This window comes from Rugamonas sp. FW305-51 (assembly GCF_058786935.1).
Genome location: NZ_JBYSZG010000002.1, coordinates 230338 through 246430, shown reverse-complemented (window position 1 = coordinate 246430; position 16093 = coordinate 230338). Strand labels below are relative to the sequence as shown.

The window sequence follows — 16093 nt, the reverse complement described above, 5'->3', positions numbered from 1 at the left end:
CTTATTGCTGAAATCGTTAGCGGGAACAATTTGGCAGGCGCTACAATGTAAGTTCCCCGTCCTCATCAGGCTTACCGATGTCGCAGAAATCCGCCTTGTCCTTTGCCGCGCTGGCCGCTGCTTGCTGTTGCGCGGCTGACGTTGTGGCCGCAGCGCTGACGGTCCATGTACAGGATGGCAACGGCGCCGCCCTGGCGGACACCGTCATCTACGCCGAGCCGGAAGGGGGACCGGCGCCCCGGACCATGGCGTCCGGCGAGATCGCGCAGAAGGGTTTGAAGTTCATCCCGCTGGTGACGGTGGTGCAGACCGGCAGCAAGATCTTCTTCCCCAACAACGACAAGGTCAGGCACCACATCTATTCCTATTCGCCGGCCCACAAGTTCGACCAGAAACTGTATTCGGGCGAGGCGGCGGCGCCGCAACTGTTCGACAAGGCCGGCACCGTGGTGCTCGGCTGTAATATCCACGACAAGATGCTGGCCTTTGTGAAAGTGGTCGATACCCCATATTTCGCCAAGACGGATGGCGGCGGCGGCGCGCGCCTTGAGCTGCCGGCAGGCAAATACACGGTCAAGGCGTGGCACTACAACACGGTGGGCGGCCTGACCCCGGAGCAGCTCGTGCAGTTCAAGACGGGCGACGGCCCGGCGCCGCTGGAGTTCCAGCTTACCATGAAGCAGGGTAGTGTCGACCCCGACGCGGCCGGCCGTCCCTATCCCTAGCCGGAGGCCAGCCAAATGCACTTTCGCAGCCTGGAAAGCCGGATCGTCACCCTGTTCCTGGCCCTGATCGTGGCGGTGCAGGTGATCGGCCTGCTGGTGATCCAGCGCGGCATCGACAGCAATGCCCGCCAGTCCATCAGCAGCGAACTCAATAACGGCGCTAAAGTGTTTAGCCGTCTGCTGGACCAGAACGCGCAAAGCCTGCGGTTCGGCGCCCGGCTGCTGGCGCGCGACACGGCCTTCGTGGCCGCCATCGGCAACAATGATGAAAGCGACCGCGCCACCATCGAGTCGGCCCTGGTCAACAGCGGGCGCCGCATCAAGGCCACGCTGACCATGCTGATCAGCGCCGAACGCCATATCAGTGTGTCGACCAACAATGCCCAGGCGGCAGCGCTGGAAAAGCTCGTGCTGAGCATGCTCGACCAGGCCGAGCAGGGCGACGGCGCCAACGGCATCGCCATTGTTGAGCGGCGCCCGTACCAGATCGTCGTCATGCCGGTCAAGGCGCCCATCACCATCGGCTGGATCGTGATGACCTTCCCCATCGACCGCCAGCTGGCCACCGACATGCGCGAAGTGTCCTCGCTGCACACCACCATCCTGACCCACGACCCCAAGGGCGGCTGGCAGGCCGTCGGCTCGACCTTCCTCGCGCCCTCCGCGAGCGCCGCCGTGGCCCAGTTGCAAGCCTTGCCCCAGACGCCCGCCGGCCCCTTCGACCTGACGGTGGAGGCCAACAAATACAGCGCCCGCTTGCTGCTGATCGGCCAGGACGGGCCGCAAACGGCCAGCGTGATGCTGGCCCGTTCCATCGACGAGGCGACGGAAGACTACCAGCGGCTGGAGCGCTGGCTGATCGGCCTGACCCTGGCCGGCATCGCCGTCTCGGCCGTCGCCAGCGTGCTGACGGCCAAGCGCATCGCCCAGCCCCTGAGCGCGCTGGCCGTCACGGCCAAGCGGCTGGAGCAGGGCGACTATCAGGGCCAGATCGACGTCAGCCGCCAGGACGAGATCGGCGCCCTGGCCCACGCCTTCGACAGCATGCGCGACGGGATCGCCCGCCGCGAACAGGAAATCAGCCGGCTGGCCTACCGCGACACGCTGACCAACCTGCCCAACCGGGCCCAGTTCCTGCGCATGCTCGAGGAGGCGCTGGCCGAGGCGCGCAAGCTCGATGGCACCGTGTTCGTGCTGATGATGGACCTGGACCGTTTCAAGCACGTCAACGACGTCATGGGCCAGAGTTTCGGCGACGCCCTGTTGCGCCAGGTGGCGGACCGGCTGCAAAAACTGCTGGCCGGCTACCACCACGCCTCGCCCCAGGTGGCGCGGCTGGGCGGCGACGAGTTTGCCGTCCTGCTGCCCGGCGCCAGCCAGGAGCAGGCCAGGAACCTGGCCGGGGAAATCGCCCAGACGCTGGAAACGCCGCTGTCGCTGGAAGACCAGATGGTCGACATCGGAGCCGGCATCGGCATCGCCGGCTATCCGGCCCACGCCCTGGATGCGGAAACACTGCTGAGCATGGCGGAAGTGGCCATGTACGCGGCCAAGCTGCGCAACGACGGCGCCGTGGTCTACGACAGCTCGATCGACAAGGGCAGCGAGCAAAGCCTGTCGCTGCTGACGGAATTGCGCGGCGCCATTGAGCGCAACGAATTCCGTCTGTTCGTGCAGCCGAAGATACGCTTCGACACGGGTGAAGTGGTGGGGGCCGAGGCGTTGGTGCGCTGGGTCCACCCGGAGCGGGGCAATGTATTCCCGGACGAATTCATCCCGTTCGCCGAGCAGACCGGCTTCATCCGCAAGCTCACGCGCTGGGTGCTGGAGCAGTCCGCGGCCCTGTGCCAGAACCTGGACGCGGCCGGCATCCACTTGAAAATTTCCGTCAACCTGTCCACCCGCGACCTGATGGACCAGGACTTGCCGACCAAGTTCCGCGAGCTGCTGGAACGGCGCCGGTTGTCGGCCTCGTCGTTCTGCCTGGAGATCACGGAGAGTGCCATCATGGACGACCCCGTGCGCGCCCAGCAGACGCTGGAGCGGCTCCATGCCATGGGCCTGGAACTGTCGATCGACGATTTCGGCACCGGCTATTCCTCGCTGGCCTACCTCAAGCGCCTGCCAGTCAACGAACTGAAGATCGACAAATCCTTCGTGCTGAACATGGAAAGCGATGCGGGCGACGTGATGATCGTGCGTTCCACCATCCAGCTGGGCCACAACCTGGGCTTGCGCGTGGTGGCCGAAGGGGTGGAGAGCGAGGCCGTGTGGCACCAGCTCAAGAGCATGAAGTGCGACCAGGGGCAGGGCTATTACATGAGCCGCCCCATCCCGGCCGACCAGCTGCTGCTGTGGATGCAGCAATGGCGGGCGCCCGCGCCGCCCACCATGCCCGTGCCGGCCCCTGCCAGCCTGACACTTGCCAAATAAAAAATGTATTGTCAACGTTGCTAACATTTTAAATTTGCATCGAGACACGTTATCATCGTTCCGCGCGCACGCCATCGATCTTGCGCCGCCATCTACAACGTTGACACGGAACCCTACATGCAAATACGACGCGCATCCCTTCTTTTCACCCTGATCGCCGGCCTGGGCGGCAGCGCTGTGGCGCAGCAATGCCCGGCCAACGGCCAGGGCCTGCAGTATCCGCTCACCCGCACGGTGGAACAGCAGGACAATTACCACGGCACCACGGTGGCCGATCCCTACCGCTGGCTGGAGGATGCCAACAGCGCCGATACCCACGCCTGGGTCGAAGCCCAGAACACCCTGACGCAAGGTTACCTGGCCCAGATTCCCGGCCGTGACGCGATCCGCCAGCGGCTGACCAAGCTGTGGAATTTCGAGCGCTTCTCGGTGCCGTTCAAGGAAGGCGGCCGCTATTTCTACAGCCGCAACGACGGCCTGCAAAACCAGGCAGTGCTCTATACGGTCAAATCGCTGGCCGACACGCCGCGCATGCTGCTGGATCCGAACACGCTGGCCGCCGACGGCACCGTGGCGCTGGCCGGCCTGGCCGTCAGCCCGGACGGCAAATACCTGGCCTACAGCACGGCCGCATCGGGCTCGGACTGGAACGAAATCCGGGTGCGCGACATCGAAACGGGCAAGGACACGAGCGACCATATCCGGTGGGTCAAGTTCTCCAACACGGCCTGGCTGCGCGACGGTTCCGGCTTTTTCTACAGCCGCTACGACGAACCCAAGGAAGCGACCAAGCTGGCCGACGTGAACTACTTCCAGAAGCTGTACTTCCACAAGATGGGCACGCCGCAAGGCAGCGACACCCTGGTCTACGAACGTCCCGACCACAAGGACTGGGGCTTCGGCGGCGAGGTAAGCAATGACGGTCGCTATCTCATCATCACGGCCTCGCAAGGCACCGAGCGCAAGAACCGCCTCTACTACAAGGACCTGCGCGCCAAGGACAGCAAGGTGGTGCCCCTGCTGGAGGACTTCGACGCGGCCTACAACTTCATCGACAACGACGGCCCCGTATTCTGGTTCCGCACCGACCTGAAGGCGCCGCGCGCACGCATCATCACCATCGACACCCGCAAGCCGCAGCCGGCCAACTGGAAGGAAATCGTGCCGGAGAGCGCGCAGACGCTGGTGTCGGCCAACATCGTCAACCAGCAACTGGTGGCTGACTACCTGAGCGATGCCCATAGCCAGGTCACCGTCTACGACCTGCACGGCAAGCGCCTGCACGACGTGGAACTGCCCGGCATCGGTTCGGCGGGCGGCTTCCAGGGCAAGCGCACGGATACGGAAACGTTCTACTCCTACACCAGCTTCACCACGCCATCGACCATCTACCGCTACGATATGAAGACGGGCAAGAGCAGCGTCTACCGCCAGCCCAAGGTGGACTTCGACCCGTCCGCGTACGAGACGCGCCAGCAGTTCTTCACCAGCCGCGACGGCACGCGCGTGCCCATGTTCATCGTGTCCAAAAAAGGGCTGAAACTGGATGGCAACAACCCGACCTACCTGTACGGCTACGGCGGCTTCAACATCTCGCTCACGCCATCGTTCTCGGTGGCCAACCTGGCCTGGGTCGAAATGGGCGGTGTGTACGTGATGGCTAACCTGCGCGGCGGCGGCGAATACGGCGAGGCGTGGCACGCGGCCGGCACCAAGCTGCAAAAGCAGAACGTGTTCGACGACTTCATCGGCGCCGCCGAGTGGCTGGTGCAGAACAAGGTTACCTCGCCAGCGCGCCTGGCGATCGGCGGCGGCAGCAACGGCGGCCTGCTGGTGGGCGCGGTAATGACCCAGCGGCCCGACCTGTTTGCCGCCGCGATCCCGCAAGTGGGCGTGCTGGACATGCTGCGCTTCCACAAGTTCACCATCGGCTGGGCCTGGACGTCGGACTACGGCTCGTCCGATAACGCCGACGAATTCAATGCGCTGCTCAAATACTCGCCGCTGCACAACCTGAAGAAGGGCACCTGCTACCCGGCCACCATGATTACCACGGCCGACCATGACGACCGCGTGGTGCCGGCGCACAGCTTCAAGTTCGCCGCCACGGCGCAGGCTGACCAGGGCGGTGCGGCCCCCATCCTGATCCGCATCGACACCAAGGCGGGGCACGGCGCCGGCAAGCCCACCACCAAGCAGATCGAGGAGGTGACCGATCGCTGGGGCTTCCTGACCCGCGCGCTGCATATGGAACAGCCGACCCAGGTTGCTGGAAAATAATCGCACCAATCTTGTGCGTGCGCGCCGAACGCGCACGCTTTTGATCCACGCGACTCGCCGCCCGTGCGCCACTTGCTGGTGCGCGGGCGGTCGCTGGAAAGCCAGGCGCGCATCTATCGCACAAACATAGTGCTACCCGTCCTACCTACTCACCGTCAAATGCATCATTATGGTGCGCAATTAGTGTGGCAATCAGGTCTAAAAAATAATATTCAATAAAATCAAATACTTGAAAAACTGCACCAAAATGGTACGGTTATTGCTTAAAGGAATACATCTTTACTTTTTGATGCATTCTTTTGGGGAGTAGTTTGATGGGTGGATACAAAGAAGGCGCCGACGCACTGTTTATCTTGCTCGGTGCAATCATGATTTTGGCGATGCATGCCGGTTTTGCTTTCCTGGAGCTGGGCACGGTAAGAAAGAAGAACCAGGTTAACGCCCTGGTCAAGATCCTGGTCGATTTTGCCATTTCGACCATCGCTTATTTTTTCGTCGGTTACAGCATCGCCTATGGCATTAATTTCTTCTCGGCCGCGGACGTGCTGGCGGCCAAGAACGGCTATGAACTGGTCAAGTTCTTCTTCCTGCTGACTTTTGCCGCCGCTATCCCCGCCATTATTTCCGGCGGCATCGCCGAGCGGGCCCGCTTTCATCCGCAACTGATCGCCACCGCCTTGCTGGTCGGCCTGGTCTATCCTTTCTTCGAGGGCATGGTGTGGAACCATCGCTTCGGCCTGCAGGAGTGGCTGGCGCAAGCGTTCGGCGCCGAGTTCCATGACTTTGCCGGCTCCGTCGTGGTGCACGCCGTCGGCGGCTGGGTTGCGCTGCCGGCCGTGCTGCTGCTGGGCGCGCGCCGCGGCCGCTACATGAAGAACGGCGCCATCGCCGCCCACCCGCCATCGTCGATTCCCTTCCTGGCGCTGGGCGCGTGGATCCTGACGGTGGGCTGGTTCGGCTTTAACGTCATGAGCGCCCAGGCGCTGGACAAGATGAACGGCCTGGTCGCCGTCAATTCGCTGATGGCCATGGTGGGCGGCACGCTGGTTGCACTCCTGCTGGGCAAGAACGACCCGGGCTTCGTCTACAACGGTCCGCTGGCCGGCCTGGTGGCCGTGTGTGCCGGTTCCGACCTGATGCACCCGCTGGGCGCACTGGTTACGGGCGCCATCGCCGGCGCCATCTTCGTGGCCATGTTCACGCTGGCGCAGAACAAGTGGAAGATCGACGACGTACTGGGCGTATGGCCGCTGCATGGTTTGTGCGGCGCCTGGGGCGGTGTGGCGGCCGGCATCTTCGGCCTCAAGTCGCTGGGCGGCGTGGGCGGGGTGTCGTTCGGTGCGCAATGCATAGGCACCGGCTTGGGTGTGGTGATTGCGCTGGCCGGCGGCTTTGCCATCTACGGTGTACTGAAGGCCACGCTGGGCCTGCGCCTGGATCCGGAAGACGAATTCCAGGGCGCCGACCTGGCCATCCACCGCATCTCCTCCACGCCGGAGCGTGAATCTAACTGGTAATTGCCAGCCGCATCGGGCGCGCCATGCGTCCGATGCGTGTCCTCCAGATCAGCGGTGGATCACCACCAGCAGCGCCTTGGCTTCCGTCTTGCCCGCGTTGCGGATCGCATGGGGCACGTCGGCCGGGTAGCGTGCCGTCCCGCCCAGTTTCACTTTCTTCTTGTGGACGCCAGCTTCCACTTCCACCGCGCCGTGCAGTAGCGTCAGGTGCTCGCTCGCGCCCGGGTCATGTGGCTGCGAGACCAGCTCGCCGCCCGGCGCCAGCGTCAATTCATACCATTCGTATTTCCCCGCCAGTTCCATCGGCCCCAGGATGCGCAGCACATAGCCGGCATGCTGGCCGGGCAGGGTGGGCGTCTCGTGCGCGTCCACCACGCGGATGGTTTCCGTATCCTTGTTGTCCACGCTGGCCAGCAGTTCTCCGATCTGCACGCCCAGCGCATTGGCCAGGCGCCAGGTGATGGCGATGGTAGGGTTGGCTTTCTCGCGCTCGATCTGCGACAGCATCGATTTCGAGACGCCGGCGATGCGCGACAAGTCTTCCAGGGTCAGTCCGCGGGCCAGGCGCAGGCGCTGCAGCGCCGCACCGACTTCCGGTGGTGCGTTCGTCGAAACAGGTGTTTTCATTGTTTTATTCGGCGGAAGGGGTAAATTTTGCGTAAATCTGTCGGAAAAGGGCGGCAAGAACCGCACGTGAACGGGTTGCCAAGTTCACTGGCCTTCGGTAATATTCGATATATTGAATTTTAGTTCGAGATAGCGGATTTCGATGGCGACTCGGGAAACAGGAGTAAACTTCCTGTCAGAGATGCCCTGCGGAACACGGTACAACATAGTGCAAGGACAGGTCAAGCGGCCGTCCGCGCCACCCATACGAGGACCATCATGACCGACCAAGCAAAAGACGCCTTCTTCAGCGGCCTGCAGCAGAACCTGGATCAACTGCGCGAACAGGGCCTGTACAAGCCGGAGCGTGTGCTGTCGTCGCGCCAGGGGGCGGAGGTCATGGGCCAGGACGGGCGCAAGCTGATCAATATGTGCGCCAATAACTACCTGGGCCTGTCGGGCGAGGAATGGGTGGCCCAGGCTTCCATCGCCGCCACCGAGAAATATGGTTATGGCCTGTCGTCGGTGCGCTTCATCTGCGGCACCCAGACCGTGCACAAACAGCTGGAACAGGCCATCTCGAAGTTCCTCGGCACCGAAGACACCATCCTGTACGCGGCCGCCTTCGACGCCAACGGCGGCGTATTCGAGCCGCTGTTCGACGAGAACGACGCCATCATCTCCGACGCGCTGAACCACGCCTCCATCATCGACGGCATCCGCCTGTGCAAGGCGGCCCGCTTCCGCTACGCCCACAACGACATGGCCGACCTGGAAGCGCAATTGCAGGCCGCCGCCGGCAAGCGCCACAAGCTGATCGTCACCGACGGCGTGTTCTCGATGGACGGCACCATCGCCCAGCTCGACAAGATCTGCGACCTGGCCGACAAGTACGGCGCGCTGGTCATGATCGACGAGTGCCACGCCTCCGGCTTCATGGGCGCCACCGGCCGCGGCACGCACGAGCACCATAACGTCATGGGCCGCATCGACATCATCACCGGCACCCTGGGCAAGGCCCTCGGGGGCGCCATGGGTGGCTTTACTTCGGCGCGCAAGGAAGTGATCGACATGCTGCGCCAGAAATCCCGTCCTTATCTGTTCTCGAATACGCTGGCGCCGTCGATCGCCGGCGCCTCGCTGGCCGTGCTGGAGCGCCTGTCGGCGTCGACCGAACTGCGCGACCGCCTGCACGAGAACACTGCCTATTTCCGCAAGGAGATCGAACGCATCGGCTTCACCATCAAGCCGGGTACCCACCCGGTGGTGCCGGTGATGCTGTTCGATGCGCCGGTCGCGCAAAAGTTCGCTGCACGAATGTATGAGCTGGGTGTTCTGCTCAGCGGCTTCTTCTACCCGGTGGTCCCCATGGGCCAGGCGCGCGTGCGCGTGCAGCTGTCCGCTGCCCACACCCGCGAGCAGCTCGACACCGTACTCAAGGCATTCGAACAGGCAGGCCGCGAACTGGGCCTGCTGCCGACCCAAGCACAATGAAAATAGTCAGGAACAACAACATGGAACGAATTCTCGTCATCGGCGCCAACGGCCAGATCGGCAGCGAGCTGGTGGAAGCGCTGGCAGCCCAGCACGGCGCCAACAATGTGATCGCCAGCGATGTCAGCCCTGCCAACCTGCACAAGGCGGCGCGCTACATCCAGCTCAACGTGCTCGATAAGGACACCCTGGCCGGCCTGGTCGCGCAAGAGGGCATCACCCAGGTCTACCAGCTGGCGGCCATGCTGTCGGCCACGGGCGAAGCGGCGCCGCTCAAGGCCTGGACGCTCAACATGGACGGCCTGCTCAACATCCTGGAAGTGGCGCGCGAGCGCGGCGCGGTCGGCAAACCGCTGCGCATCTTCTGGCCATCGTCGATCGCCGCCTTCGGCCCCAACACGCCGGCCGACCAGACCCCGCAACTGACGGTGATGGACCCGACCACCATCTACGGCATCAGCAAGCTGGCCGGCGAGCGCTTGTGCGAATACTACTTCCTGAAATACGGCGTGGACGTGCGCAGCATCCGCTACCCCGGCATCATCAGCTACAAGTCGCCTCCGGGCGGCGGCACCACCGACTATGCCATCTCGATCTTCCATTCGGCCCTGCGCGGCGAATGTTACGAGTGCTTCCTCGGCCCGCAGTCCACGCTGCCGATGATCTACATGCCCGACGCCATCCGCGCCACCATCGAACTGATGGACGCGCCGGCCGCACAGATCAAGGTGCGTTCGGCCTACAACGTGGCCGGGGTGTCGTTCAACCCGGAACAGCTGGCCGCCGCCATCACGCGCAAGGTGTCCAACTTCCGCATCGCCTACAAGCCCGACAGCCGCCAGGCCATCGCCGACACCTGGCCCAAGAGCCTGGACGACAGCGCCGCCACGGCCGACTGGGGCTGGACCGCCCGGATCGGCATCGAGCAGATGGTGGAAGACATGCTGGCCAACGTGGACGTCAGCCTGGGCAAGGCGGCCTGATCGCGGACCGGCAGCAAAACAATACAAATAATATAAAACAAAGCGAGACAAACGATGGACATGAGCGTATTTGACCTGTTTAAGATCGGCATCGGGCCATCCAGTTCCCACACCGTGGGGCCGATGGTGGCTGCGCGCCGCTTCCTGGTCGAATGCGGTGCGCTGGACGACGTCGTGTCCGTCGAAGCGGCGCTGTATGGTTCGCTGGCCCTGACGGGCGTGGGCCACGCCACCGACAAGGCCGTCATCCTGGGTCTGATGGGCGAAACGCCGCAGGGCGTGGAGCCTACCCGGGTCGACGCCATGCTGGCCGCGGCCGAGGCGGCGGGCGAACTGGCGCTGCTGGGCAGTCACAAGGTACCGTTCAGGATGGCCTCCGGCCTGCTGTTCCACAAGACCGAATCGCTGCCCGAGCACCCGAACGGCATGCGCTTTACCGTCAAGCGGGCCAACGGCAGCACCGTCAGCAAGGTGTACTACTCCGTCGGCGGCGGCTTTATCCGGGAGGAGGGCGAAGGGCAGGAAGCGGATGCGAGCCGTCCGGCCAGCGCCATCCCTTACCGTTTCGACACCATGGCCCAGCTGCTCGAACATGGCCAGGCCAGCGGCCTGACCATCCCGCAGATGTTGCGCGCCAACGAGTGCGTCAAGATCAGCAGCGAGGAACTGGACGCGGGCGTGGACCGCATCTGGCAGGTGATGCGCGACTGTATCGCCAAGGGCCTCGACACGCCGGGCCAGCTGCCGGGCGGCCTGCACGTCAAGCGCCGCGCCGCCAATCTGTGGCGCCAGGCCACCGATACCAAGGCGTCGGGCAACCATGCCAACGACTTGCCGCACGACGCGCTGCACCAGGTGTCGCTGTACGCCATGGCCGTCAACGAGGAAAACGCGGCCGGCGGCCGCGTGGTGACGGCGCCCACCAACGGCGCGGCCGGCATCATCCCGGCCGTGCTGCGCTACTACGCGGAAGACTGCCGGCCCAGCGATCCCGTGACGGGGGTGCGCAACTTCATGCTCACGGCGGCCGCCATCGGCATGCTGTGCAAGCGTAACGCCTCCATCTCCGGCGCCGAAATCGGTTGCCAGGGCGAGGTGGGCGTGGCCTGCGCCATGGCGGCGGCCGGGCTGGTTGCGGCCCTGGGCGGCAGCAACCAGCAGATCGAAAACGCGGCCGAAATCGGCATCGAGCACCACCTGGGCATGACTTGCGACCCGATCGGCGGCCTGGTACAGATTCCCTGCATCGAACGCAACGGCATGGGCGCCGTCAAGGCCATCACGGCCGCCTCGCTCGCGCTGAAGGGCGACGGCACCCATTTCGTCAGCCTGGACGAAGTGATCGAGACCATGCGCCAGACGGGCGCCGACATGCAGGCCAAGTACAAGGAAACGTCGCTGGGCGGGCTGGCGATCCACGTCATCACCGTCAATCACGCCGCATGTTGACGTACTTTCAATACCCGTAAAACAACGCGGATTTCACGGGAAAGGTCCGGTCGCACTATAATATGTGCCCAACGCATCGTTTTGCCACACGCTGTTCGCTCAACTGGACCTTTCTAATCTATGCAATACGTGTCTACCCGCGCCGCCGCATCGGCCGCCGCCTCGTCTTCCCAACAATTTTCCGACATCCTGCTGGGCGGCCTCGCGCCGGACGGCGGCCTGTACCTGCCGACCTCCTATCCGCAAGTGACCGGCGCCGAGCTCGATGCATGGCGCCAGCTGTCCTATGCCGACCTGGCCTACGAGATCCTGCGGAAGTTCGCGACCGACATTCCCGAAGCGGACCTGCGCGCGCTGACCGCCAAGACCTACACCAAGGAAGTCTATTGCAACGCCCGCAAGGGTGAGAAGGCCAGCCAGATCACGCCGCTGCGCGTGCTGGAAGAGCGCGAGGACGGCACGCGCCTGGTGCTGCAAGCCCTGTCGAACGGCCCCACGCTGGCCTTCAAGGACATGGCCATGCAATTGCTGGGCAACCTGTTCGAATACACGCTGGCCAAGCATGACGCACAACTGAACATCTTCGGCGCCACCTCGGGCGACACCGGCAGCGCGGCCGAATACGCCATGCGCGGCAAGAAGGGCATCCGCGTCTTCATGCTGTCGCCGCACAAGAAGATGAGCGCGTTCCAGACGGCCCAGATGTTCAGCCTGCAGGACCCGAACATCTTCAACATCGCCGTCGAGGGCGTGTTCGACGATTGCCAGGACATGGTCAAGGCGGTCTCCAACGACCTGCCGTTCAAAGCCAAACAGAAGATCGGCACCGTCAACTCCATCAACTGGGCGCGCGTCGTGGCGCAGGTGGTGTACTACTTCCGCGGCTACCTGGCCGCCACCACCAGCAACGACCAGAAAGTCTCGTTCACCGTCCCATCGGGCAATTTCGGCAACATCTGCGCTGGCCACATCGCCCGCATGATGGGCCTGCCGATCGACAAGCTGGTGGCCGCCACCAACGAAAACGACGTGCTGGACGAATTCTTCCGCACCGGTGTGTACCGCGTGCGCAAGTCGGCCGAGACCTACCACACCAGCAGCCCGTCGATGGACATCTCCAAGGCGTCCAACTTCGAGCGCTTCGTGTACGACCTCGTTGGCCGCGACGGCGACCGCACCCGCGCCCTGTTCCAGAAAGTGGAAACCCACGGCGGCTTCGACCTGTCGGGCAAGCCTGGCAGCGACGGCGACGAATTCAAGCTGGTGTCGAAGTACGGCTTCAAGTCCGGCAAATCGACCCATCAGGACCGGCTGGACACCATCCGCGACGTGTCCGACGACTTCGGCATCACCATCGACACCCACACGGCCGACGGCATCAAGGTCGCCCGCGAGAACCTGGAGCCGGGCGTGACGATGATCGTGCTGGAGACGGCGCTGGCCGCCAAGTTCAACGAAACCATCCTCGACGCGCTGGGCGTGGACGCCGAGCGTCCGGCCGGCTTCGAAAACATCGAGGCGCTGCCGCAGAAGTTCGTCGTCATGCCGGCCGACGTGGAGAAGATGAAAGCCTACATCGCCGCCAACACCGGCCTGTAACGCGGCATCAGGGAGCAAAGGAGTACGCCAACCATGAGCGAATACAAGCCCAAACCGATGCTGGCGGTGAGCGAGGCGCTGGCCTTCATGCTGTCGGCCGCGCGCCCGGTCGCGGAAATCGAAACCATCCCCACGCTGGCCGCCAACGGCCGGGTGCTGGCCAAGGCCCAGGTGTCGGAGATGAACGTGCCGGCGCGGGACAACACGCAAATGGACGGCTACGCCGTGCGCTCGGCCGATTGCGCCGACGGCGCGGCCACGCTGACGGTGTCGCAGCGGATACCGGCCGGCCACGTCGGCCAGCCGCTGCTGCCCGGCACGGCGGCCCGCATCTTCACCGGCGCACTGATACCGGAAGGGGCGGACGCCGTCGTCATGCAGGAGCAATGCGAAGCGACGGAAACCGTCGTCACCGTGCGCCATGCGCCCAAGCCGGGCGAGTGGATACGGCGCGCCGGCGAGGACATCACCAACGGCAGCATCATCCTGCCGGCCGGCACCCGGCTGCGCAGCCAGGAGCTGGGTCTTGCCGCTTCCGTCGGGCTGGCGCAGCTGCCGGTGCGGCGCAAGCTCAAAGTGGCCGTGTTCTTCACCGGCGACGAACTGACCATGCCGGGCGAACCGCTGGCGCCGGGCGCCATCTACAATTCCAACCGTTTCACGCTGCGCGCGCTGCTGGAGAATCTGGGCTGCGAGATCAGCGACTTCGGCATCGTGCCCGATTCGCTGGACGCCACCCGCGCCGTGCTGCGCGACTGCGCGCGGCAGAACGACCTGATTATCACTTCCGGCGGCGTGTCCGTCGGCGAGGAAGACCACATCAAGCCGGCCGTGGAAGCGGAAGGCAAGCTCAATATGTGGCAGATCGCCGTCAAGCCGGGCAAGCCGCTGGCCTTCGGCGAGGTGCAGCAGGCCTTCTTTATCGGCCTGCCGGGCAATCCGGTGTCGAGCTACATCACCTTTTTGATGTTCGTGCGGCCCTTCATCCTGCGCCTGCAGGGCGTGGAAGACAGCCGCGCGCTCACGCCGCGCGCCTATCCGATGCGGGCCGATTTCGACTGGACCAAACCGGATCGCCGCAACGAATTCCTGCGGGCCCGCTTCAACGACAAGGGCGGCCTTGATCTGTTTACCAACCAGAGTTCCGGTGTGCTGACCTCCACGGTGTGGGGCGACGGCGTGATCGACAACCCGCCTGGCCGCAGCATCATGGCCGGCGACACCGTACGATTTATACCGTTTAGCGAATTGCTGCACTAGCAGCGCGCTGGACCAACCAGAAGACAGAAATGACGATGAATATTACGCTGCGATTCTTTGCCAGCGTGCGCGAGACCCTCGGCACCTCCACCGAAACGCTGACCCTTCCGGCCGGCGCGGCCACCGTGGGCGACGTGCGCGCCCACCTGGTGGCGCGCGGCGGCAAGTGGGCCGCCGCACTGGGCGAAGGCCGCGCGCTGCGCATGGCCTGCAACCAGGTGATGTGCGCCGCCGACACGGCCGTCAGCGATGGCTGCGAAGTGGCCTTCTTCCCGCCGGTAACGGGCGGCTGAGCGCATCGGCCCCGGCATCATCTGCCGTTTCGCCACCCGACCTGGACCTGCCGCCTTAGCCATCCTTCCCGGACTGACAGCCGCCACGCCAGCATCGGGCCCCGGCTTTCAGTAACAGTTTTCAGATCGGTGACATGCAGTCCAGTATTCCACAATTTCGCGTTGCCGTAATCGGCGGCGGTCCCGCCGGCCTGATGGCGGCCCAGACTCTGGCGCAGGGCGGGGCGCACGTCGACCTGTACGACGCCATGCCTTCCGTCGGCCGCAAGTTCCTGCTGGCCGGGCGCGGCGGCATGAACATCACCCACGCGGAACCCTATCCCGACTTCGTCACCCGCTACGGCAAGGCTGCCGCGGCCCTGCGTCCCATGCTGGACGCGTTCGGCCCGCAGGACGTGCGCGACTGGGTGCACGGCCTGGGCGTGGACACCTTCGTCGGCACTTCCGGCCGCGTGTTCCCGACCGATATGAAAGCGGCGCCGTTGCTGCGGGCCTGGCTGCACCGGCTGCGCGAGCAGGGCGTGCAGTTCCACATGCGCCATCGCTGGCTGGGCTGGCGCGACGGCGCCTTGCTGCTGGCCGGCCCGGACGGCGAAGTAACGCCGCAAGCGGACGCGGTGGTGCTCGCCCTCGGCGGCGGCAGCTGGGCCAGGCTCGGTTCCGACGGCGCATGGCTGCCGCTGCTGGCCGAACGTGGCGTGGCGCTGGCGCCGCTGGTGGCGGCCAATTGCGGCTTCGATGTCGACTGGAGCGAGCATTTCAGCAGCCGCTATGCCGGCCATCCGCTGACCACGGTCGCCATCCTGTCGACGGACGCGCAGGGCCAGCCGCTGCGCAAGCAGGGCCAGTTCGTGGTCACGGCCGGCGGGGTGGAGGGAAGTTTGATCTATGCCCTGTCGGCCGCGCTGCGCGACCAGATCGCGGCCGACGGCGGCACCACCATCTTCCTCGACCTGTTGCCGGATCTGACCGGACAGCGGGTGCTCGATGAAGTGCAGCGCCCGCGCGGTGCCCGCTCCATGTCCAGCCATCTGCAAAGCCGGCTGGGACTGAAGGGCGTGAAAGCGGGTCTGCTGCGCGAATGCCTGGGCGCCGATGACTACGGCGATCCGCAACCGCTGGCGGCCGCCATCAAGGCGCTGCCGGTGCGCTTGCTGCGGCCCCGTCCCATCGACGAAGCGATCAGCAGCGCCGGCGGCGTGCGTTTCGACGCACTCGAGGGCACGATGCTGAACGCGCTGCCCGGCGTCTTCGTGGCTGGCGAGATGGTCGATTGGGAGGCGCCCACGGGCGGCTATCTGCTGACGGCCTGCCTGGCCGGCGGCCAGGCGGCGGGGCGGCAAGCGCTGGCCTGGTTGCAGGCGGCGCCGGAGCGCGCGACGCACTGAGGACTCGCTGCGCCAGGTTGACGACTGCCTGCCGCCAGGCTGAGGATTGCCGGCGGCACCGCCGGC

General features: G+C 64.7%; 12 protein-coding genes. 11 read left to right on the top strand and 1 reads right to left on the bottom strand.

Annotated elements, in window-relative coordinates:
* The first annotated feature begins 77 nt into the window (after positions 1-77).
* The 4 genes from AC3WOS_RS02305 (at position 78) to AC3WOS_RS02290 (ending at position 6955) form a co-directional block, all read left to right on the top strand.
* Entirely contained in the window at positions 78-725 is a 648-nt protein-coding gene (locus tag AC3WOS_RS02305; RefSeq protein ID WP_492714205.1) for a methylamine utilization protein, read from the top strand.
* Between the two features lie 15 nt (positions 726-740).
* Positions 741-3158 (top strand): putative bifunctional diguanylate cyclase/phosphodiesterase, encoded by a 2418-nt coding sequence (locus AC3WOS_RS02300; protein WP_492714204.1) that lies wholly within the window; start codon positions 741-743, stop codon positions 3156-3158.
* A gap of 117 nt (positions 3159-3275) precedes the next feature.
* The gene (locus AC3WOS_RS02295; protein ID WP_492714203.1) at positions 3276-5438 is read left to right on the top strand and encodes a prolyl oligopeptidase family serine peptidase; all 2163 of its coding nucleotides are present in this window, start codon (positions 3276-3278) and stop codon (positions 5436-5438) included.
* 314 nt (positions 5439-5752) lie between these two features.
* A complete protein-coding gene (locus AC3WOS_RS02290) occupies positions 5753-6955 on the top strand; it encodes an ammonium transporter (RefSeq protein WP_492714202.1) in 1203 nt (400 codons plus the stop codon).
* A 48-nt stretch (positions 6956-7003) separates the two neighbouring features.
* On the opposite strand, the gene AC3WOS_RS02285 is transcribed toward AC3WOS_RS02290, so the two are convergent.
* A complete protein-coding gene (locus tag AC3WOS_RS02285; RefSeq protein ID WP_492714201.1) occupies positions 7004-7582 on the bottom strand; it encodes a helix-turn-helix domain-containing protein in 579 nt (192 codons plus the stop codon).
* A gap of 258 nt (positions 7583-7840) precedes the next feature.
* On the opposite strand from AC3WOS_RS02285, the gene kbl reads away from it, so the two are divergent.
* The 7 genes from kbl (at position 7841) to AC3WOS_RS02250 (ending at position 16027) form a co-directional block, all read left to right on the top strand.
* Complete coding sequence (gene kbl, locus AC3WOS_RS02280; RefSeq protein WP_492714200.1) at positions 7841-9055, top strand: glycine C-acetyltransferase; 1215 nt, start codon at positions 7841-7843, stop codon at positions 9053-9055.
* 20 nt (positions 9056-9075) lie between these two features.
* Positions 9076-10038: an NAD-dependent epimerase/dehydratase family protein gene (locus AC3WOS_RS02275; protein ID WP_492714199.1), complete on the top strand. Its 963-nt coding sequence runs from the start codon at positions 9076-9078 to the stop codon at positions 10036-10038.
* Positions 10039-10092: 54 nt separating this feature from the next.
* Positions 10093-11487 carry an L-serine ammonia-lyase gene (locus AC3WOS_RS02270; protein ID WP_492714198.1) on the top strand — a complete coding sequence of 465 codons (1395 nt, stop codon included), beginning with the start codon at positions 10093-10095 and terminating at the stop codon, positions 11485-11487.
* 120 nt (positions 11488-11607) lie between these two features.
* Positions 11608-13086, top strand: coding sequence for a threonine synthase (thrC, locus tag AC3WOS_RS02265; protein WP_492714197.1), 1479 nt, complete (start codon positions 11608-11610; stop codon positions 13084-13086).
* A gap of 33 nt (positions 13087-13119) precedes the next feature.
* The gene (locus AC3WOS_RS02260) at positions 13120-14346 is read left to right on the top strand and encodes a molybdopterin molybdotransferase MoeA (protein WP_492714196.1); all 1227 of its coding nucleotides are present in this window, start codon (positions 13120-13122) and stop codon (positions 14344-14346) included.
* A 35-nt stretch (positions 14347-14381) separates the two neighbouring features.
* Complete coding sequence (gene moaD / locus AC3WOS_RS02255) at positions 14382-14639, top strand: molybdopterin converting factor subunit 1 (RefSeq protein ID WP_492714254.1); 258 nt, start codon at positions 14382-14384, stop codon at positions 14637-14639.
* Positions 14640-14773: 134 nt separating this feature from the next.
* Positions 14774-16027 carry a TIGR03862 family flavoprotein gene (locus tag AC3WOS_RS02250; protein WP_492714195.1) on the top strand — a complete coding sequence of 418 codons (1254 nt, stop codon included), beginning with the start codon at positions 14774-14776 and terminating at the stop codon, positions 16025-16027.
* Positions 16028-16093: the final 66 nt, after the last annotated feature.